Annotated in this window: 19 protein-coding genes; 8 read left to right on the top strand and 11 right to left on the bottom strand. The window is 61.6% G+C overall.

The features are described from left to right. Nucleotides 1–6 precede the first annotated feature (6 nt). From ACTJKL_RS10600 to ACTJKL_RS10575, 6 genes are all read left to right on the top strand, one after another. Nucleotides 7–1053 carry a glutathione synthase gene (locus tag ACTJKL_RS10600; protein WP_440852849.1) on the top strand — a complete coding sequence of 349 codons (1047 nt, stop codon included), beginning with the start codon at nucleotides 7–9 and terminating at the stop codon, nucleotides 1051–1053. A gap of 160 nt (nucleotides 1054–1213) precedes the next feature. Then, nucleotides 1214–2176 (top strand): galactofuranose ABC transporter, galactofuranose-binding protein YtfQ, encoded by a 963-nt coding sequence (ytfQ, locus tag ACTJKL_RS10595; RefSeq protein ID WP_004434596.1) that lies wholly within the window; start codon nucleotides 1214–1216, stop codon nucleotides 2174–2176. Between the two features lie 142 nt (nucleotides 2177–2318). Next, nucleotides 2319–3836, top strand: a complete 1518-nt coding sequence (ytfR, locus tag ACTJKL_RS10590) for a galactofuranose ABC transporter, ATP-binding protein YtfR (RefSeq protein WP_440852848.1) — start codon at nucleotides 2319–2321, stop codon at nucleotides 3834–3836. Nucleotides 3837–3844: 8 nt separating this feature from the next. Continuing rightward, complete coding sequence (locus ACTJKL_RS10585; protein WP_411933570.1) at nucleotides 3845–4858, top strand: ABC transporter permease; 1014 nt, start codon at nucleotides 3845–3847, stop codon at nucleotides 4856–4858. Next, complete coding sequence (gene yjfF, locus ACTJKL_RS10580) at nucleotides 4855–5823, top strand: galactofuranose ABC transporter, permease protein YjfF (RefSeq protein ID WP_411933557.1); 969 nt, start codon at nucleotides 4855–4857, stop codon at nucleotides 5821–5823. The genes ACTJKL_RS10585 and yjfF overlap by 4 nt, the downstream gene beginning before the upstream one ends. Nucleotides 5824–5841: 18 nt before the next feature. Then, on the top strand, nucleotides 5842–6576 hold the full coding sequence (locus ACTJKL_RS10575) for a FadR/GntR family transcriptional regulator (protein ID WP_411933558.1): 735 nt from the start codon (nucleotides 5842–5844) through the stop codon (nucleotides 6574–6576). Nucleotides 6577–6712: 136 nt separating this feature from the next. Here the strand turns inward: ACTJKL_RS10575 and ACTJKL_RS10570 are convergent, their stop codons facing one another. The 6 genes from ACTJKL_RS10570 to ACTJKL_RS10545 form a co-directional block, all read right to left on the bottom strand. Beyond that, nucleotides 6713–7864: an ABC transporter ATP-binding protein gene (locus tag ACTJKL_RS10570; protein WP_440852847.1), complete on the bottom strand. Its 1152-nt coding sequence runs from the start codon at nucleotides 7862–7864 to the stop codon at nucleotides 6713–6715. Next, nucleotides 7861–8688 carry a carbohydrate ABC transporter permease gene (locus tag ACTJKL_RS10565; RefSeq protein WP_411933559.1) on the bottom strand — a complete coding sequence of 276 codons (828 nt, stop codon included), beginning with the start codon at nucleotides 8686–8688 and terminating at the stop codon, nucleotides 7861–7863. The genes ACTJKL_RS10570 and ACTJKL_RS10565 overlap by 4 nt, the downstream gene beginning before the upstream one ends. Next, nucleotides 8685–9587, bottom strand: a complete 903-nt coding sequence (locus ACTJKL_RS10560) for a carbohydrate ABC transporter permease (protein ID WP_100670334.1) — start codon at nucleotides 9585–9587, stop codon at nucleotides 8685–8687. The genes ACTJKL_RS10565 and ACTJKL_RS10560 overlap by 4 nt, the downstream gene beginning before the upstream one ends. A gap of 114 nt (nucleotides 9588–9701) precedes the next feature. Continuing rightward, entirely contained in the window at nucleotides 9702–10934 is a 1233-nt protein-coding gene (locus ACTJKL_RS10555) for an ABC transporter substrate-binding protein (protein WP_440852846.1), read from the bottom strand. Nucleotides 10935–10997: 63 nt separating this feature from the next. After that, nucleotides 10998–11900 (bottom strand): sugar phosphate isomerase/epimerase family protein, encoded by a 903-nt coding sequence (locus tag ACTJKL_RS10550; RefSeq protein WP_275599080.1) that lies wholly within the window; start codon nucleotides 11898–11900, stop codon nucleotides 10998–11000. Between the two features lie 13 nt (nucleotides 11901–11913). Next, nucleotides 11914–12945: a Gfo/Idh/MocA family protein gene (locus tag ACTJKL_RS10545; RefSeq protein ID WP_440852845.1), complete on the bottom strand. Its 1032-nt coding sequence runs from the start codon at nucleotides 12943–12945 to the stop codon at nucleotides 11914–11916. Nucleotides 12946–13167: 222 nt separating this feature from the next. On the opposite strand from ACTJKL_RS10545, the gene ACTJKL_RS10540 reads away from it, so the two are divergent. Together ACTJKL_RS10540 and ACTJKL_RS10535 are read left to right on the top strand one after the other, a co-directional pair. After that, nucleotides 13168–14217, top strand: a complete 1050-nt coding sequence (locus ACTJKL_RS10540) for a LacI family DNA-binding transcriptional regulator (protein WP_411933562.1) — start codon at nucleotides 13168–13170, stop codon at nucleotides 14215–14217. A 199-nt stretch (nucleotides 14218–14416) separates the two neighbouring features. Beyond that, complete coding sequence (locus ACTJKL_RS10535; protein ID WP_100670339.1) at nucleotides 14417–14716, top strand: hypothetical protein; 300 nt, start codon at nucleotides 14417–14419, stop codon at nucleotides 14714–14716. Nucleotides 14717–14801: 85 nt separating this feature from the next. Here ACTJKL_RS10535 and ampC read toward each other — a convergent pair whose 3' ends face one another. The 5 genes from ampC to ACTJKL_RS10510 all read right to left on the bottom strand — a co-directional run bounded on the left by ampC (nucleotide 14802) and on the right by ACTJKL_RS10510 (nucleotide 20369). Beyond that, nucleotides 14802–15992: a class C beta-lactamase gene (gene ampC / locus ACTJKL_RS10530; RefSeq protein ID WP_440852844.1), complete on the bottom strand. Its 1191-nt coding sequence runs from the start codon at nucleotides 15990–15992 to the stop codon at nucleotides 14802–14804. 278 nt (nucleotides 15993–16270) lie between these two features. Next, on the bottom strand, nucleotides 16271–17191 hold the full coding sequence (locus tag ACTJKL_RS10525) for an ArsR/SmtB family transcription factor (protein ID WP_018096984.1): 921 nt from the start codon (nucleotides 17189–17191) through the stop codon (nucleotides 16271–16273). Nucleotides 17192–17317: 126 nt separating this feature from the next. Continuing rightward, complete coding sequence (locus ACTJKL_RS10520) at nucleotides 17318–18142, bottom strand: carbohydrate ABC transporter permease (protein WP_440852843.1); 825 nt, start codon at nucleotides 18140–18142, stop codon at nucleotides 17318–17320. A gap of 3 nt (nucleotides 18143–18145) precedes the next feature. Then, nucleotides 18146–19021, bottom strand: a complete 876-nt coding sequence (locus tag ACTJKL_RS10515; RefSeq protein WP_018096985.1) for a carbohydrate ABC transporter permease — start codon at nucleotides 19019–19021, stop codon at nucleotides 18146–18148. Nucleotides 19022–19100: 79 nt separating this feature from the next. Then, nucleotides 19101–20369 carry an ABC transporter substrate-binding protein gene (locus tag ACTJKL_RS10510; RefSeq protein ID WP_440852842.1) on the bottom strand — a complete coding sequence of 423 codons (1269 nt, stop codon included), beginning with the start codon at nucleotides 20367–20369 and terminating at the stop codon, nucleotides 19101–19103. Nucleotides 20370–20386 lie beyond the last annotated feature (17 nt).

The following is a 20386-nucleotide window of genomic DNA, read 5'->3' as shown; positions in this document are numbered from 1 at the left end:
GCTCACATGCGCATCGCTTTTTTCGTCAACTCCATCGAAGGCGAAGCCCCCTATTACACGACGACATGGCTGGCGCTCGCGGCGCTCGCACGCGGCCACGAGGTCTGCTACGTCACGCCGGGCGATTTCGTGCTGCGCCCCGACGACAGTCTGCTGATACGCGCAACGACGCTGAAAGGCACGAAGCCGAAGAAGCCGGAGACGCTGCTCACCGCGCTCAAGGGCGAGCAGGCGCAGATCACCACGCTCGACCTGCGTGAGGTTCAGGTGCTTTTCCTGCGAAACGACCCTTCCGAAGACGCGGACACGCGGCCCTGGGCAGTCTATGTCGGCACGAATTTCGGGCGGCTCGCCGCCGCGCGCGGCATTCTGGTCGTAAACGACCCGGACGGTCTGTCGCTCGCGCAGAACAAGCTCTATTTTCAGGAGTTCCCTGAGATCATCCGGCCGACCAGCCTGATCTCGAGAAGCATCGAGGAGATCCGCAGCTTCATGGAGGATCACCCGGGCGGGGCTATCCTGAAACCCTTGCAAGGCTCCGGCGGCAAGAACGTCTTCAAGATCAACTCAAAGGACGAGGCCAATCTCAACCAGATCTTCGAGGTCGCCAGCGGCGGCGGCTACCTGATCGCGCAGAACTACATTCCCGACGCGGTCGCCGGCGACATTCGTCTGTTCCTGTTGAATGGCAGGCCGCTCGAGCGCGACGGCGTCTACGCCGCCTTCCGGCGCGTTCCCGCCGAGGGCGACGTACGCTCGAACATGCATGTGAGCGGCAAGCCGGAAGCCGCGACCGTTACGCCTCAGATTCTCGAGATCGCGGAACGGCTTCGCCCCAAGCTCATCGAAGACGGCATGTTCCTGGTCGGGCTCGATATAGTCGGTGACAAGGTGCTGGAAGCCAATGTCTTCACGCCGGGCGGTCTGCCCGAGATTGCAGCGCTCTGCGGTGTGGACTTCAGCGAAGAGATCATCATCGCGCTGGAAAACAAACTGCGAATCCACGAACTCTACCGCGGGACCATTCCGAACCGCACGTTAGCGGTCCTTTGACCGCGCGCCGGCATGCTCTTCCGATCTCGCGCACTGCACGATCTGTGGGCGAATCCACCGACGCGTCCCGTCGTCAGCAAAAGTGAGTTTACAAAAGTAATATAGTATGATTTTTTCTCGATCAGCTGCATGGAAGAGCAGCTTTCTTTGGGAGGAAATCATGAAAATCGTGAAGGCACTTGCGAGTGCAACGATCCTTGCTGCCTGCACTTTCGGCAGCGCTTCGGCCGCCGAACTGGTCGTCGGCTTTTCTCAGATCGGATCGGAATCCGGCTGGCGTGCAGCCGAAACGACGCTGACGAAGCAGCAGGCGGAAGAGCGCGGCATCGACCTCAAATTCGCCGACGCGCAGCAGAAGCAGGAAAACCAGATCAAGGCGATCCGTTCTTTCATCGCGCAAGGGGTGAATGCCATCCTTCTCGCTCCGGTCGTCGCCACAGGCTGGGATGAAGTCCTGGCGGAGGCCAAGGACGCGGAGATCCCGGTCATCCTGCTCGATCGGACCGTCGACGCCTCCGACGATCTCTACCTGACGGCGGTCACCTCCGATCTCGTCCACGAAGGCAGCGTGGCCGGCAAATGGCTTGTCGATACCGTCGCGGGCAAGCCGTGCAACGTCGTCGAACTTCAGGGCACCACCGGCTCCTCGCCGGCGATCGACCGCAAGAAGGGATTCGAGCAGGCGCTTTCCGGCAACGACAACCTGAAGATTGTCCGCAGCCAGACCGGCGACTTCACCCGGACCAAGGGCAAGGAAGTGATGGAAAGCTTCCTGAAGGCCGAGGACGGTGGCAAGAACATCTGTGCGCTCTACGCCCATAACGACGACATGGCGGTGGGCGCGATTCAGGCGATCAAGGAAGCCGGCCTGAAGCCCGGCAAGGACATCCTCGTCGTCTCGATCGACGCTGTTCCGGATATCTTCCAGGCGATGGCTGCCGGCGAAGCCAATGCGACGGTCGAGCTCACGCCGAACATGGCAGGCCCCGCCTTCGACGCGCTTGCCGCCTTCCTCAAGGACGGCAAAGAGCCTCCGAAATGGATCCAGACGGAATCGAAGCTCTACACGCAGGCCGATGATCCGATGAAGGTCTACGAAGAAAAGAAGGGCCTCGGCTACTGATCCCGCCAGTGCTCGGCCCGAAAAATCGGCACCGATTATCGGGCCGAGCGCACTGAGCTAGAACCCGCGGCAGCCGCCGCGGGCCATTCCCGTCGAACGGACGCCCGCTCGTTCGTCAGGCGGCATTCCAGAGACGGCAGCCATGCAGACCAGCAGCGACAATATCCTTTCGGCCACAAGGATCGAAAAGGGCTTTCCCGGCACGAAGGCGCTGGACAAGGTGGATTTTCATCTGCGGCGCGGCGAGGTTCACGCGCTCCTCGGGGAGAACGGCGCCGGCAAGTCGACGCTGATCAAATGCCTGACCGGCGCCTATCGCCGGGATGGCGGCAGCATGCTGCTCGACGGAACCGAGGCCGACCCGCGCGACACGTTCGATGCCCAGAGGCTGGGCATCGGGACCGTTTTCCAGGAGGTCAACCTGCTGGGGAACCTCACTGTTGCCGAGAACCTCTTTCTCGGACGCCAGCCCCGCCGCTTCGGCATGGTGGACACGCGCACCATGAACCGCAAGGCGCGGGAACTGCTCGCGGAATACGAACTGGACATCGACGTCACCCGTGATCTTGCGAGCTATTCCGTAGCGATACAGCAGGTCGTGGCCATCGCCCGGGCCGTGGATCTTTCCGGCAAGGTTCTGATCCTGGACGAGCCGACCGCGAGCCTCGACGCACACGAGGTGGAGATGCTCTTCCGCATCGTGCGGCGCCTTAAGGGACGCGGGCTCGGCATCATCTTCATCACCCACTTCCTGGAGCAGGTCTACGCCATCTCCGATCGCATCACCGTTCTGCGGAACGGGCAATTGGTCGGCACGCGCAACGCGGCCGATCTCGACCGGCGCGAGCTGATCGCAATGATGATCGGTCGCGAACTGGCGACGGAGATCCATTCCGCCCATTCCGACCCGGTCGCGGGTGAGCCACGCTACCGCTTTCGAAACTTTGGCCGCCGCGGAAAGATCGACCCCTTCGATCTCGATGTCCGCGCCGGCGAAGTCGTCGGCATGGCGGGCCTGCTCGGCTCGGGGCGGACGGAAACCGCCGAAATTCTCTTCGGCGCCCACCGTGCCGATAGCGGTACCGCCGAGATCGAAGGCCGGACCGTCGCTCTTTCCTCGCCGCGTGCTGCAATCCGGCAGAAGTTCGGCTTCTGCCCGGAGGACCGCAAGACCGCGGGCATCGTCGGCGATCTGTCCGTGCGCGAGAATATCGTGCTCGCCCTTCAGGCAAGGCGCGGCTGGACCCGCCCGATCCCCCGCGCGGAGCAGAACCGTCTCGCGGACCACTACATCCGGGCACTCGATATCCGCACCGCAGATCGCGAGAAACCGATCAGGCTGCTTTCCGGCGGCAATCAGCAAAAGGCCATTCTGGCGCGCTGGCTCGCGACCGAACCGGAGCTGCTCATCCTCGACGAGCCGACGCGCGGCATCGACGTCGGGGCGCATGCGGAAATCATCAGGCTCATCGAGAGCCTGCGCGAGAAGGGCATGTCGCTCATCGTCATCTCCTCGGAAATAGAAGAACTCGTCGCCTACAGCACGCGGGTGGTCGTCCTTCGCGACCACGCCCACGTCGCCGAACTCGTTGGCGGTCAATTGACTGCACATCGGATCGTCGAAGCGATCGCTGCGACCAACGGGAGGGAAGCGTCTTGATTCCGATTATGCGGACCTACGCCGGCCGCCTGCTGCCGCAGCTCATCGCGTTGACGGCAATTGTCATAGCGATTTCAATTGTCTTTCCCGGTTTTCTAAACCTGCAGATCCAGAATGGCCGTCTGTATGGAAGCATGATCGACATCCTCAACCGCGGCGCGCCCGTCGTTCTTCTGGCGATCGGAATGACCGTGGTCATCGCCACCAAGGGGATCGATCTGTCCGTCGGCGCTGTGATGGCGATCTGCGGCGCGGTTGCCGCCTCGCTGATCACGTCCGGGCATTCGCTTGCAGAAACCCTGCTCGCGACGCTCGCGGTAGGCATCATCTGCGGCATCTGGAACGGGGTTCTGGTCGCCTTCCTTGACATCCAACCGATCATCGCGACACTCGTGCTGATGGTGGCTGGGCGCGGCATAGCCCAACTCATCACCGAGGGGACCATTCTCACTTTCAACCACCCCGGCCTGATCTTCATCGGTAGCGGTTCCTTTGCGGGCCTGCCCATGCCGATCGTCATTTGGCTGGTTTTCGGCCTCATCGTTGCTCTCCTCGTTCGACGGACGGCACTCGGCATGCTTGTCGAGGCGATCGGCATCAACCGCCAGGCAAGCACGCTCTCGGGCGTGCTCACGCCCGTCCTCCTGGTGGCCGCTTACGTGCTCTCGGGCCTTTGCGCCGCGATCGCCGGCATCATCGCCGCCGCCGACATCCGCGGTGCCGATGCCAACAATGCCGGGCTCTGGCTGGAACTCGACGCCATCCTTGCGGTGGTCGTCGGCGGCACGTCGCTGCTCGGCGGTCGCTTCAGCATTGCGGCGTCTGTGCTGGGCGCCGTCATCATCCAGGCGATCAATACCGGCATTCTCCTGTCGGGCTTCCCGCCCGAATTCAACCTCATCATCAAGGCAGCGATCATCATCTTCATCCTGGTGCTCCAGTCACCGCGCTTCCGCACGGGGATCTCGTTTCTGAGTATCCCGAAGGCAGCCGGCAAGCCGACCGAGCGAGAAGCGAAATGAAGCAGAAATATCTACCACTTACGGCAACGATCTTAATCTTTGTCTTAAGTTACGCGCTCTGCGTCGCGCAGTATCCGAACATGCTCTCGACCCGCGTGATCGGAAACCTTCTGACCGACAATGCCTTCCTCGGCATCGCCGCCGTCGGCATGACCTTCGTCATCCTTTCGGGCGGCATCGATCTGTCGATCGGCGCTGTGGTCGCATTTGCCGGTGTCTTTCTGGCCGTCGTACTGGAGCAAGGCGGCATGCATCCGCTCGTCGCCTTCGCGTTGCTGCTGGCCATCACGACGCTGTTCGGAGCGCTGATGGGGGCGATCATCCATTATCTCGAAATGCCGGCATTCATCGTTACGCTCGCCGGCATGTTCCTCGCCCGCGGCATGGCTTTCGTACTGTCGATCGACTCCATTCCGATCAAGCATCCCTTCTACACGACCTTGAAGAGCCTCTATTTCAAGTTGCCCGGCGGCGGGCGTATCACCCTCATAGGCGGCCTGATGCTGTTCGTCTTCGCGGTCGGCATTCTCATCGCCCACCGCACCCGCTTCGGCACGAATATCTACGCGCTCGGCGGCGGCACGGCGACGGCGAAGCTCATGGGCGTTCCGGTCGCTGCCACCACGATCCGTATCTACGCGCTGTCCGGGTTGCTGGCCGGCCTGTCGGGCATCGTCTTCTCGCTCTATACCTCCGCCGGATACTCGCTGGCCGCCGTCGGTGTCGAACTGGACGCAATCACCGCCGTCGTTATCGGCGGGACGCTGCTCACCGGCGGATCCGGCTTCGTTGCCGGAACGCTGGTCGGCATCCTCATCCAGGGTCTCATCCAGACATACATCACGTTCGACGGCACGCTTTCGAGCTGGTGGACGAAGATCCTGATCGGGCTCCTGCTCTTTGCCTTCATCCTGCTGCAGAAGGGGATCATCCACCTGTCGCGCCCCGAACGGCAGCGGGCGTAGCCGCGGGGTCCGCGCGCCATGCCGGGAATCTTCGGAAGCCAACGGGGCAAACGCACGAGCCACAGGCTCGTCGTCGACGAACTCGGCCAGGCGGTGGTCAGCGGCGAGTTTTCCGTCGGCGACACGCTACCCGGCGACACCGATCTCGCTGCGCGCTTCAACGTATCGCGCACCGTGCTGCGTGAGGCGATGAAGACACTCGCCGCCAAAGGCCTCGTCGTCGCCCGCGCCCGCATTGGCACCCGGGTGCTGCCCCGGACTCACTGGAACCTCTTCGACAGCGACGTGCTCACCTGGCATTTCGGTGCCGGTGTCGACGAGGGTTTCCTGCGTCATGTGAGCGAGGTGCGGCTGGCCCTCGAACCCTATGCGGCGGCACTGGCAGCACGCCGCGCGAGCGACGCGGACATTGCGCGGATGATGCGGCTTGCCGTCGCGATGGGCGATGCCGGCCACAGCCCCCACACGCTGGCGCTCGCCGATCTCGAATTTCACCTCCGCCTCCTGGAGGCCTCGCTCAATCCGTTCATGCGAACGGTCGGCAGCCTGATCGAGGCGGCGCTGATGGGCGTTTTTCAGCTTACCAGCCCGACAGCCGATGAAACGGAGATCGACCGCGTCGCGATCGCGCATATCCGGATCGTCGAGGAAATCCGGCGCCGCGACGAGGAAGGCGCACGCAGCGCAATGGAGCATGTGATCCGCGTCGGTCAGGAGCGGTTGATCATGGATCTGAAGGGGCGGGAGAGTTAGCGACGCGATGGCCCCCAAATCCGGCCTGCCGGCCACCTTCTCCGCGCAGGCGGGGCGAAGGGGACTCGCGGAACCCTCCGCCTCACTTGCGACCCGCTGAAAGGATTGTGACGCAGCCGCTTGCCCCTTCTCCCCGTCAAGAAGGGGAGAAGGTCGCGGCAGCGGGATGAGGGGCGGCGCGAGGCGCAATTTGGGCGTCCAATTGCGCTCTTTTGGGTTCGAGGCGCTTGCCCGTTTCCGCATCGAAGAGATGCAATTGCTTCGGGTCTATCGCCAGACCGATAAGCTCCCCGCCCGATGCAGCGGAGCGTCCGGTCTCCACGACCATGAGTTCCGGCTGGGTCGCCGAAGTTATGTAGGTGGCCGAGCCGGTCGACTCCACGACGCCGACGGGAATGTCGAAGGCACCCTGCCCCGCGCCGACGATGCGGATGTGTTCGGGCCGAATGCCGACGGTGACCGACGCCCCCGGCGATACCGGGTCGATGAGCGAGAGCCTCGCTTTTGTTGCGCCGAGGTCCAGAGCCAGGTGGCCGCCGTCGTCCTGCACGACCGCGGGGATGAAATTCATGGCCGGCGAGCCGATGAACCCGGCAACGAAGCGGTTGGCCGGCCTGTCGTAAAGATCGAGCGGGCGGCCCTGCTGCTCGATGACGCCGTCGCGCATGACGACGACATGGTCCGCCATGGTCATTGCCTCGATCTGATCGTGCGTCACATAGACTGAGGTCGCCCCCAGCCGGTCGTGCAGCGCCCGGATCTCCTTGCGCATATGCACGCGCAGCGCCGCATCGAGATTGGACAAGGGCTCGTCGAAGAGGAATGCCTTGGGATGACGGATGATGGCGCGGCTCATCGCGACCCGCTGGCGTTGCCCGCCCGAGAGTTCGCGAGGATAGCGCTTCATGAGATGCGAAAGGCCGGTGGTCGTCGCCACCTCGGCCGCCGCCTTCAATGCGTCGGCCTTTTTCACGCCGCGTACGCGCAGGCTGTAGGTCAGGTTCTCCTCCACCGTCATATGGGGGTAGAGCGCATAGGACTGGAAGACCATTGCGACGTCGCGCTTGCGCGGCGGAACGTCGTTCATCCGCGCCCCCGCGATCTTCATCTCACCGGCCGAAATCTTCTCGAGCCCGGCCAATGACCGCAGGAGCGTGGACTTGCCGCAGCCGGAAGGCCCGACAAGGGCGACGAAGGTCCCCTCCTCTATCGCGAGATCGATGTCCTTGAGTGCGTGATAGGAACCGTAGAACTTGTTGACGCCGTTGAGCTCGATCTGAAGGGTCATTTGAGGGCTCCTGAAGTGAGGCCGGAAACGATGCGGCGCTGCAAGAGGATGAAAGCGGCAAGGATGGGCGTCACATAGATCGTGGCATAGGCCATGATATTGTTCCATTCATTGGTGTTTGGGCCCATGAAGGTGTTGAGGCCAACGCTTGCGGGCTGCAGCTCGACGGCCTGGATCATCGATTTCGAATAGACGAATTCGCCGAAGGCCTGCATGAAGATCAGGATCGCGCTGACGAGAATGCCGTTGCGGGCGAGCGGCAGCACGATGTTGAAGAAGGCGCCGATGCGCGAATTGCCGTCGACGAGCGCTGCCTCTTCGAGCTCCATCGGCACGCTCATGAAGGTTGCGCGGACGAGAACCACGAAGAAGGGCATGCTCTTGGCAGCGATCGCCAGGATCACGGCAAGACGGGGCGTATCGAGGAGGCCCACTTGCGAGAAGCCGACGAAAATCGGCGTCACCATCAGGGAAGCGGGCAACACCTGCAGCATCAGGATGAGGAACAGGCCGATGTCCACCCAAAAGTTGCGATAGCGCGCGAGCACATAGGCACAGCCCACGCCGAGCACGGCGATCAGCGCCACCGAGCCGAAAGCGATGACGAGCGAATTCCAGAGATACCGCGCCATGTTGCGGCTCTCCCAGACGAAGGCGTAGATGCTCCATTGCGGCTCGCTCGGCCAGAATTTCGGCGGGGTCGCAAACATCGCCGAGCCGGTCTTCAGGGCGGTGATGTACATCCAGTAGAGCGGGAAGAGATAGATGGCGGCGAGCACGAGCGCGACAGCCAGCATCAACCGGTTGCGGAAAGTGTCACTCATCCTCTGACCTCATGACGCGTCGAGCGGACATAGACGACGGAGGCGAACATCACGAAGACGATCATGATGACCGAGATCGTCGCGCCCTTGGCGAAATCATACTGACGGAAGGAAAGGTCCCAAGCCCAGTATTGCGTGACATTGGACGTGTTGTTCGGTCCTCCGGACGTGATGGCGGCGAAGAGATCGAACTGCTGCAAAGTGAAGATGAGCCCCAGCGCGACAATGGCACCGATCGTCGAGCGCATCATCGGCAGAGTGATCGTCCAGAAGCGCTGGAACGCATTGGCACCGTCGAGCTCTGCCGCCTCGTAGAGGTCCTTCGGAATACCTGACAGGCCGACCGATAGCAGGATCATGTTGAATGAGGTGCCGAGCCAGATATTGGCGATGATCACGGCCCAGAGCGAATAGTTCGGGTCCGAACGCCAGAAAATGTTGCCGGAAATCACGCCTGTTTCCCGCAGCAGAAAATTGAGGACGCCGAAATCGCCGGAGAGAATCCAGTTCCAGATGGCGCCGACAACGAGGCCCGGCATGACCCAGGAGACGAGGAAGAGGCCGCGCAGCCACGACGCACCGGGGAAATTGACCCAGAAGAAGAGCGCGAGACCGAAGCCTATGAGGAACTGTCCGGCGATCGAGGCGGTCACGAAGATGGCCGTGTTGAGGAGAATGGGCCAGGTTTCGGGTTGAGCGAAAAGATCGATATAATTCTTGAAGCCCACGAACGGCCGCGTAAAGCTGCCGAGGCTGAACATGTCGACTTCCTGGAAGCTCATCACGACATTGTAGACAAGCGGCAGCCCGGAGAGGATGAACAGGAATGCGAGCGGCAAGCTCACAAGACCGATATCGAAGCCCCTGCCATCCGTTATGCTCGATAGAATTCTTTTCATTGGCGATCACCTGTCCCTTGGGCCGAGTCTCGCGCGGCCTGTGCAGCGGCGACCCCGGCCGAAGCCGGGGATCGCCTCTCTCGGGAGAAAATCCTGGGCGGACCGTCGCGACAGTCAGCCGAGAACCGCCTTTATCTTCTCGGCCGCCTGGTCGAGCGCTTCCTTGGAACTCATCTGCCCGGTAAGCGCCGCCTGGATGGCGTCCTGAATGGCTTTGGAGATCTTCGGCCACGCGGGATGGGGGCCGCGGGGCTTCGCATATTTCAGCTGTTCCACGAAGACCTGGAGTGCCGCGTCCTTTTTCGGCTCGCCGGTCGCCGGAATGGCGATGTCGGAGCGCGGCGGCAGCTGTCCGAAGTCCTTGAACATCCGGTCGTCCTGAGAAACGAAATATTCGAGAACCTTGAAGGCTTCCTCCGGATGCTCGGTATTTGCGAAGACCGCCCAGTTGAAATCACCCATGGCCGAAGAGCGTTCGGCGCCGACTTCCGGTACGGGTAGCAGCGCTACGCCCCAATCGAACTTCGCTTCCTCGAGCATGCGATCGATTTCCCAGGGGCCGGAGATCGCCATGGCCGCGTTGCCGGAATTGAAAGTACCGGTGGCGTCCCATTGGCTACGCGTCAGCGTGTCCGGCGAGGCGAGCTTCTCGTCGATGATCGTTTTCCAGACGTCGAGCGCCTTGACCGCGCCCTCGGCGTTGATGTTGTCGTAACCGCCACCGGCCATCTGCGCCCAGGGCAGGAACTGGAATGTCCCCTCCTCGTTGGCTTTGGCTGAGAAGGTGATGCCGTAGACGTTCTGAGCCGGATCGGTCAGCTTGCGTGCCGCCTCGACGAGCTCGTCCCACGTTTGCGGGGGCTTGTTCGGGTCCAGGCCCTTCGCCTTGAACATGTCCTTGTTGTAGTAAAGGGCAATCGTGTTGGTGGCCTTTGGAATGCCGTAATATTTGCCGTCCCAGGTCACCGAGGCAAGAGGCCCCTTGAAGTAGTTCTCCGGCTTGACGACCGAGGACTTCGCGATCAACTCGCTCAGATCGAGAAATGCACCGCGGGACGCAAAGAGCGCGTGTTCGGGATTGTCGACGGCGATGATGTCCGGCGCCTGCCCCGTCGAATAGGCCCGCATGGCTTCGCTGACCACGTCATCGAACTGGATTTGCCGATATTCCACTTTAATGCCGGTGTTCAGCTTGTTGAAATCCTTTATCAAGTTAGGCGCCGGTTGGATGTCCCGGTCGAGCGACCAGACGCTGATCGTGACGTCCTCGGCGCTTGCCGAAAACGCCGGCAGGGAAACACTGGCAAGGGCGAATGCGCCCAGCATTGCAAATTTACGGATACCCATGGACTCCTCCTCTTTCGGGTTTTTCCGCAGCCGGCGCCCCCCGTGCCGGCCGTCGGGCATGTCTCAGGCCGGATCGGCGACGAAGTCGCCGCCGCGGCAGCCTTTCAGATAATTCAGAGCGTGCACCTGGCCCGTCATTTCCAGCGCATCGCGATATACCGGGTCATGCCAGCCTTCGATGTCGATCGAACCGGACCAGCCGGCAAGCCGGAGTTCCGAGATGATGTCGGTCCAATTGCTGTCGCCGAACCCGGGCGTGCGCATGAAGACGAACTTCTCCTTGCCGAAGATGCCGTGCTCGCGGATGACGTCCCAGCGGATCGTCGCGTCCTTGCCGTGCACATGGAAGATCTTGTGCGCCCATTTGCGGATCTGCGGCAGCGGATCGATCAGATAGACCATCTGGTGGCAAGGCTCCCACTCCAGGCCGATGTTATCGTCCGGCGTCTCGTTGAAGATGAGTTCCCAGGCGTCCGGATTGTGAGCGATGTTCCAGTCGCCGGTCGCCCAGTTGCCGTCCATGGCGCAGTTCTCGAAGGCGATCTTTACGCCCTTGTCGGCGGCGCGCTGGGCGAGCTCGCGCCAGACCTTGCGGTAGCGCGGCAGGCTGTCGGTCAGCGGCCGGTTGCGGATGCGTCCGGTAAAGCCGGCGACGCATGTCGCGCCGAAATGGTGAGCGTTGTCGATGCAGTCCTTCCAGCCCTGCAGGCTCTGGAGGTCGATGTCGGTCTCCTCCAGCGGATTGCCGAACATGCCGAGCGTCGAGATCGTGATGTCGCGGTCGCCGATGGCCTCACGGCAGCGCTTGCCGAGTTCGGCAAGGTCCTGGCCGTTGGTGGTCTGCCAGAAGAAGGGTTCGAAGCTTTCGAAACCCAGATTGGCGATCTCGCCTATGCGCTTCGCGGCTTCGCCCTTTGTGGCGCTGATCATGGTGCCGACGCGGATGGATTTGGCTGGATTGCTCATCAGATGCCTCACTTCAGATTGTCACGCGTTGCCGGGTGCGGGCGCTTTCGATCGCCGCAAAGACCATGGCAAGGCTGTTGATATTGTCGTCGCCCGCCGTCTCCGGCTTGGTGCCGGATCGGACCGCAGCGACGAAATCGGCGATGACGCTGGCATGCCCGTGCGTCTCAAGCGGATCGGCTGGTTCGGGAACTTCGACCGGTACGAGTGGACGGAAGAAGCCCTCGCTGCCGGCGACACGGTTGGCGCTCAGCGCCTCGGCGCCATCCCAGAGCAGCGTGCCCTTGGTGCCGATGATCCGCCACTCGCTTTCCCAGCTCGTATTGGCTCCTTCGGCACACCAGGAACCGCGATAGGTGAAGGTCACATTGTCGGAAAGCTCGAATATCGCGGTGGCGGCCGCGCCGTGCGCGTACCAGGAGCCCTGCGGGTTTTCTTCGTGGCAATATACGGCGAGCGGCGTCTTGTCGGCGATGAACCGGGCGGCATCGAAGGTGTGGATCGCCATGTCGAGAAGCAGCACATGCTCCATCTCTTCGCGAAAACCACCGAAATGCGCGCCGATGAAGAAGTCGCAATGGATGCCCGTCAGATCGCCGATCGCGCCGCTTTCGATAAAGCGGCGGATGCGGCGTATGCCGGAGATGAAGCGGCGGTTCTGTACGATTGCATGGATCCTGCCCGCATTCCTGGCGAGTTCGATCAGCTCGCGGCCGGCTTCGAGCGAGGCCGCCATCGGCTTTTCGCTCAGCACGTGACAGCCATGCCTGAGCGCGGTGGCGACCACGTCGCGGCGCGCCGTCGGTACGACAATGTCGAAGAGGATGTCGGGTGCCGCTTCCGTCAACACGCTATCGAGGTCCGAACCGATAACGGCGTCTTCGATCTCGAACTCCGCCGCGAGCGCACGAGCCGCTTCGGGGTTCACGTCGACAAGCCCGACGATCCGGATTGCCGACTGGAGTTCGCGGTCCGCGGCGATCGCCTTGAGCCAACCTTTGGCCATAGCTCCGCACCCGCACAGAACTGCGCGCAAAATCACCATTCTCCTCCCGCAAACCTGTGTTTCCGGCTTGTTTCAGCCACCGTAAACGTTTACGGAACTATGCGGACTTTCCGAAACATGTCAATAGGGATTCGGAAAACTGGGCCGGTGCCGGGAAATGGCGGACTGCTTATGGCCGCCTGACCGGTTCAACTGCACAGTATCTCGCTCGTGTCGATTGCCGGTCGAGTCACCGGTGACCAGAGAGGAAAAGCGCTTCGCATGAAGGGAATTCGGCGCCTGGCGCAACATCTCGATATTTCGATCGGAACCGTTTCGCGCGCACTGAACGGCCGCCCCGACGTCAATGAGGAGACGCGCAGGCGTGTTCTGGAGGCGGCTGAAAGGCTCGGCTATGTGGCGAACCAGTCTGGCCGCAGCCTGAGGCAGGGCACCACCAACATCATTGGCTTCATGATGCAGACCGGAACGGAGATCACCGGCCAGGGCGACACGTTCTTCATGAGCGTCTTCGACGGCGTGCAGGCGGTTTTCGCCAGGCACAAGCTTGACCTCGTTGCCCTGCTCTGCTCGTCGGAGGAAGATCCGACCGATTACCTGCGCCGCGTCGTCGCGCGCGGTTTTGCCGACGGGTTGATCCTTTCGGCAACGCGGCGCCACGACCGGCGCATAGAGTTTCTGGCCGAACGCAATATCCCCTTCGTAACGCTCGGCCGAAGCCTGACGGATGCCGGCCGCCCCTGGCTCGACCTCGATTTCGAGGGGATGGCGCAGATCGCCATCGACCGTCTGGTTGCGCGCGGACATCGCCGCATCGCGGTCACCCGTCCGCACGACGATGCCAACCTCGGCTACATCTTCGTCGACCGTTGCCGAGAAGCGCTTGCCGCGCATGGCCTTCCCTTGGAGGAAGAGTTGATCTTCCGATCGACGCCGAACGAGACCGGCGGCTATCAGATCGCGCGCGAACTCCTGGCGCTCGAGGACCGACCGACGGCGGCCCTGCTCGTCAATGAGACGATCGCCATCGGTTTCTACCAGGGCCTTTCCGAAGCGGGCGTCAGGCCGGGCCGCGACATTGCGGTGATCGGGCGCTACAGCCCGCATGCACACTTTCTCTCGCCGCCGCTCACCTGCTTTCGCTTGTCGCTGCGCAACCTAGGCATAGCGCTTGCGGAAACGCTTCTGTCGACGATGCCTGCCTTCAAGCACCATTATCCGCAAGCGCCGGTAAACGCGGTCTGGCCGATGGAACTGGTCGAGGGCGAAAGCGACGGCTTTCTCGTCAATGGCGACGAAAGTCGTGGCTGACATAAGCCCCGCCGAGGTGGATCATTTTACCGATCCGCAGGTTTGAAGCTTGCTGCACGATTCCTTAAATCCGAGCAGATTGCGGGGCAATGTCATGGAGCACGCAAAGTGCTGGGCGGGTTCTGCGCTTGGGCACACGCCGCCGTAGGAACCTGCCGGCTGCAGTCCGGATCGGTGACTGCTCCTGAAAGGAGACCCCATGCGCGGATTTTTCTTCCTACTCGCCGGGCTGTCCGCAACGACGGCCTTTGCCCACGACGCTCCAAGCGGTTGGCAGTATCCGAGCGCCTGCTGTTCAACAATGGATTGCCGCCAGGTCGCGCAGACCGCGATCAGCGAGCGACCGCAAGGCTATATCGTCAGAGCAACTGGCGAAGTCCTCCCCTATGCCGACAGCAGGGTCCGAATGTCGCCGGACGGCGAGTACCACTGGTGCTCTGCGGCGGGTAAAGCCTATGGGAAGACGATCTGTCTGTTTGTACCCCCGAGGGGTTATTGAATAACCGAGGCGTCGAGAACCGCACTTCTCGTCATGCGGGTCTGGCACCGCGCCCGATCGGAGCGCGGCACGATGGCGGCCGGCGTCAGCGGGCGCCTGCGGATCCGGGGTCGCTCTCGAGCGTCGACAGGATCCGGTATGCAGCTTTCACGCGGGCAGGAATCGGGTAGTTCCTGTTGGCCAGCATCACGATGCCGATGCGCTCGGCCGGGACGAAGGCTGCATAGGCGCCGAACCCGTTGGTCGAGCCGGTCTTGTTGATCCACACGTTTTCCCGGGGCGCCGCGGGTGGAACGAGTCTGGTGACCTTGTGCGGTTCGAGCGCCATCTGGCTGGAATTGCCGGCAAGCAGATCGTCGAGCTTCGTCGGATAGGAATACATCTCCCAACCGAGTCCCTGCGTCATGGCGCCGACCTTGAAATATCCCGTGTGCGTTGCGGCGATCGCGCGCCGCATCGTCTCGTCCAGGCTTGTGCCATCCATGTTCGCCTCAACGACGCGGATCAGGTCTGCAGCGGTCGTCTTTACGCCGTAAGCTTCAGAGTCGAGAACGCCGCGCGTAACGCGGATGGGCTTGCCGGCTTTCGAATAGCCATAGGCATAGTCGTCCAGCCGGTCCTGCGGCACGGCTATGAAGGTGCTCGTCAAGCGGAAGGCCGGGAATATCCTCTTCTCCATCAGGTCGGCGAAGGGTTCGCCCATGCTCTTTGCGGCGAGATAGCCGAAGAGGCCGATGCTCGGGTTCGAGTAGCGCCTGTACGTGCCGGCGGCATAGGTCGGGCGCCAGCCCCTGTAGTAGTCGATCATGCTCTTCTGATCGGTAACGGAATCGGGAAACTGCAAGGGCAGTCCGCCGGCGGCATAGGTCCCGAGATCGAGAAGGCTGATGTCGTCGAAGCTCGTTCCGGCGAGCCCTGGCAGGTATTTGCCGGCGGGATCGGACAGGACCAGATCCCCACGCGCTTCGGCATAGGATGCGAGCGTCGCCGTGAAGGTCTTGCTGATCGAGCCGATCTCGAACAGCGTTTCGTCGGTGACCTTCTGCCCGCTCGCCTTCGACGCTAGGCCGTAATTGAAGATGTACCTCTTTCCGCGGGCGGTGACCGCGACCGCCATTCCCGGAACGCCATTCTCCTTCATCAGCGGCCGGATCGTCTCGTCCACTACGCGTGCAAGCTGTCCTTCATCGCTTCGGTCGGCGGCGTGCGCACCGACTCCGCAGCAGAGCAAAGCAGCCGCAGCCATTGCGAATTTCGTCGCGGAAATCTTTGTCATGACGGGTGTCTAGCCTCGTGTTCGTTTGGATCTCCCGCATAGCGGGTGCGGCCGTCCGTCAACCTGGATGCGCCGGAGCTGCGGCGCGTGCCCGGCGCACAGCAACCGGACGAGGCAAACGGACGGGACATGCTTATGAGCCCTGTGCGCATTTCACAAACGACAAGAACTTGCGCGAGCCATTAGAAGAACTTGGGCATCGCATTGCATGTGGTCGCCTCCGGGCCCGGCATGTCGAGACCACGAACCGGCGCTACCTTTTGCCCGACACCGCGACCCTAGAAATAGATCGTCATGACGATGTCCTGATCGAAATCGCCGAAACCCTTTCCGAAGATATTCAGCCCTCCGGGGTTCTCCGCCTTCTCGTCGATGCCTATCCGGAACCGTATCGAATGATGATCCGGTATGCCGAGGGAATTTATCGTCTGAGTCGACACCATCGCGCCGTCGATCCATGTACCGCGGTCGTCGATGGACCAGGTCTTGAGCTTGCCGTATTGCGAGCCGCTGAGTTTCCACCAGGCCGGCGAATACATGCCCCGCCGGTCGCCATAATCACCGGGCGACGTCCAGTAGCCGGCCTTGATGCCATTGATCCAGATGGAGATATCGGAGGGCCAGTTGGCGTTGGTGGCCGGCGTCTCGGAGCTTAATTCGGCGGAGAACTCGATCTTCCGGACCGTCCGTCCCGTGACCTTGGCATTGTTCGGAAACTTGTATTCGACATAGCCGCGCGTGAACCAGAGCAGTGCGGCCTGCATGCGCTGCGGATCGAGAAAGACTTCCTGGACGTCGAGCATGCCTATGACGTTGTTGACCGAACAGAGTCCGCAGGGCGCTTCCACCTCGAATTCGGTGAAAAGGCCGATCGGCATGCTGACGGTCACGACGTCGTCCGCAAGATTGGTGCGGTCGTCGAAACGGATGAGGATCTCGCCGTAGATGCTGGAACAGATCTTCTGATTGCCCTTGGTCGCCTTCATCGTATGCGTCTGGATGAGGCCGGCCCTCTCCAGAGACTTGAGGTTGGTCGCCGTCGTCGATTGAGGCAGGCCCATATGGGTCGCGATCTCGTTGACGTTCAGAGGCCCCTTCAGGCGCAGAAGGTTGAGTATCTCGATGCGCGTTGCCGAGCCCAATGCCTGGACGACATCCGCATCCTTGATCGGGTCCACTGTAAGAAGCTTCGTCTCCATACTCTGCTACTGCCGCTCCGGCTCAGGCGTGATCTGCGCTGATAACACGCCCCTCCGCCATTTGTCGCACTGTTTCGTTTCACGAATGCCGATCCGAGGCGGTCGAAACCGCCGCGGATCGCCCGCTCAGCCCTTGATGCCGGATGACAGCATCAGCGCCTGCGTCACCCTCTTCTGGAAGAGCAGATAGGCGAGCGCGACCGGCATCGCCGCAAGAATTGCGACGGCCATGTCGCGTGCATATTTCACGCCGAAGGCGTCGTCGACTTGCGTGATACCGACGGTCACCGTCATCATCTCCTCCGAATTCGTCACGAGGAACGGCCAGAGGAAGGCGTTCCAGGCCATGATGTAAGTGATGATCGCCAGCGCCGTCGTGATCCCCCAGTTGAGCGGAAGATAAAGCCGGAACAGGATCTGGAAATCGCCGCAGCCGTCGAGCTTCGCCGCCTCGCGCAGCTCTTTCGGCACGGAGTCGAAGAATTGCTTGTAGACGATCACGACCACCGGGACGATGAGCTGCGGCAGGATGATGCCGCCCCAGCTGTTGATCAGGCCAAGGCGGTACATCAGCACGAATTGCGAAACGACCAGGGCCTGGGAGGGAACCATGAAGCTCGCGAGAATGATCCCGTAGAGGAGCCGCCGGCCCGGAAAGACGATCTGCGACAGCGCATAGGCGCACATGACGCTGATCAGGATGACGACCACGGTGACCGTTATCGAGGTGACGAGCGAGTTCACATACCAGGTTGCGAGATTGGTCTCGAACAGAGCGAAATAATAGGCCGAGAAGTTGAAGACGTCGGGGATGAAGGTCGTCTTGCTGATGACTTCCTGTTCCGGCTTCATCGACGTCACCGCCGCCCAGTAGAGGGGAAAGGCCCACATGCACGCGACGCACAGGGTAAGAAGCAGAAGAAGGATATTGCCGATGGATTTCCGTTGCATCGCTCAGCGCCCCCTCACGCGCAGAAGCTGGTACTGAAGCACCGATACGGTCACGATGATCAGGAACAGGAAGACCGCCACAGCCGAGCCGAGCCCGCCGTGGTTGAGGCGGAACGCCTCGCGATAGACGAGCTGAAGCAGGACGTAGGTCGAGTTGAAGGGACCGCCTTCCGTCATCAGATAGACCTGATCGAAAATCTTGAGCTGCAGGATGAGTTGCAGTGTCAGGACGAGCGCGGTGACCGGCCAGATCAGCGGCCACGTGATGCGCTTGAAGCATTGCCACCGCGTCGCGCCGTCGAGCATTGCCGCCTCGTAATAGTCGGCCGGAATGTTGCGCAGGCCGGCTATGAAAAGCAGAAGATTGAAGCCGTTGGTCCACCAGACGGTGACGAGGGCCACCATAGGCATTGCCCACAGAGGGTCGCGAAAGACACTGATGCGCCTGCCGGTGACGAATTCGATGACATGTTGCGCAATCCCGAATTGCTGGTCGAGCACCCACTCCCAGATCTGCGTCACGACCGAGACAGGCAGGATATAGGGCAGGAAGAACAGCACCAGGATGAGGCTCTGAAGCCAGCCTTTGAGGCGCACGACCATGAGCGCCAGACCGAGACCGATCAGCGTGTTGGGTACGACGGTGAGCACGACGAAATAGCCCGTGTTCCACACCGATGTGAAGAACAGTTTCTGGTTGAGCAGCTTCAGATAATTGTCGAAGCCGACCCACTCGCCTTCGCCGATCAGCGGCGCGTTGGTAAAGCTCAAGGCGAACATCTTGTAGACGGGATACGCGAAGACCGTCAGATAGGTGATCACGAACGGTGTGATCATCAGAACCGCGGTCAGCGTCTTGCTCCGTCTCTCGCTCGTCATCACCGAAATAGTCCTCCCCGTTGCCGAATGTACGAACCATCGGCCGGCGCAGTGGCCGGCCGGTTCGTTGATTTTCGCGTTACATCTGGCTCTTCAGTTCTTCGCGCATCTGCTCGATGGCATCCGCCGGATCGAGCTGGCCGTTCAAGGCAGGCACGATGAAATTCTGCGTCGCCTCGTAGATCGGTCCGCCAACGCCGGCCAGCGGAGAGACGGGATCGAAGACCGCGGTGTCGGCGAGCTTGACGTAGGTCGAATTCGGCTGCATCGCTTTGAATTCGGCGCTCTCGGTCACCGGTTTATAGGCTGGAATGTGGCCGGCACCGGCCCAGGAGATGCTGTGTTCGTTCATCCAGGCAATGATCTGGAGAACCGTTTTCAGCTTCTCCGGCGAGATCGGCTTTTCTTCGCTGTTCGGAACGGCAAAGGCATGGGAGTCGGCCCAGGTTGCAGGCTGTCCCATCAGAACCGGGATCTGGACAGCGCCCCATTCGAAGCCGAGATCGTTGTTCTTCTCGAGATCGACCATCGTCGGCACTTCCCAAACGCCGTTGATGTGCATGGCCGCCTTGCCGGAGGTGAAAAGAGCGATCGAAGCCTCATAGGATATGAGTTCCGGCGAATAGCCGGACGAAACCCAGTTGGCCATCGATGTCAGCGCCTTGACGCCGGCCTCGCCGGGCAGGATCTCCTCGCCTTCGATGAACTTGGCGCCCTGCTGGGAAAGGAGCGTGTAGAACACCCGCCACATCGAGCCGCCTTCGTCGGTGTGGAGCGAAAGCGGATATTGGACCTTGCCGGTCGCCTTGATCTTTTCGAGGGCGGCGTTGAAGTTGTCGAGGCCGTCCAGGCCCTTCGGCAGGCCGTCGTCCCCGAGCAGGCCCGCCTCCTTTAGAATGTTCTTGTTGTAGTAGAGGACAACCGAATGCACGTCGAAGGGAATGCCATAGGTCTTGCCGTCGGCAGAAGCCGAGTTCCAGCTCGCTTCGACATAGTTTTCCTTCTTGATTCCGGCTGCCTCGAGTTCTTCAGGTGCCAGTGGCCGCAGAACGCCCGAGGGTATGGCAAGCGGGAAGCGTGACAGATGATAGGTCATGATGTCGGGCTGCTGGCCGACGGCGGCCGCCGTCTGGACCTTGCTGTAGAAGGGTACGCCCCATTCGAGCGTGGTCGCGTTGATGCGGATGTCCGGGTGCGTGTCGTTGAACTCCTTGATGAGCGCCTTCATGCGGACGCCGTCGCCGCCGCTCAGGAAGTCCCACCAGGTAATGTCCGTCTGTGCATGGGCAACTGCCGAAGGCAGGATCGCCAGCGCACCCGCAAGGGCAAGTTTCAGTAGCTTCTTCACGTCTCTCTCCTCCTGTT

The organism is Sinorhizobium sp. 22678, from assembly GCF_052044265.1.
GTDB lineage: Bacteria > Pseudomonadota > Alphaproteobacteria > Rhizobiales > Rhizobiaceae > Sinorhizobium > Sinorhizobium meliloti_A.
Note: the sequence above shows the minus strand (reverse complement) of the source record. Positions and strands in the feature narration are given on the sequence as shown.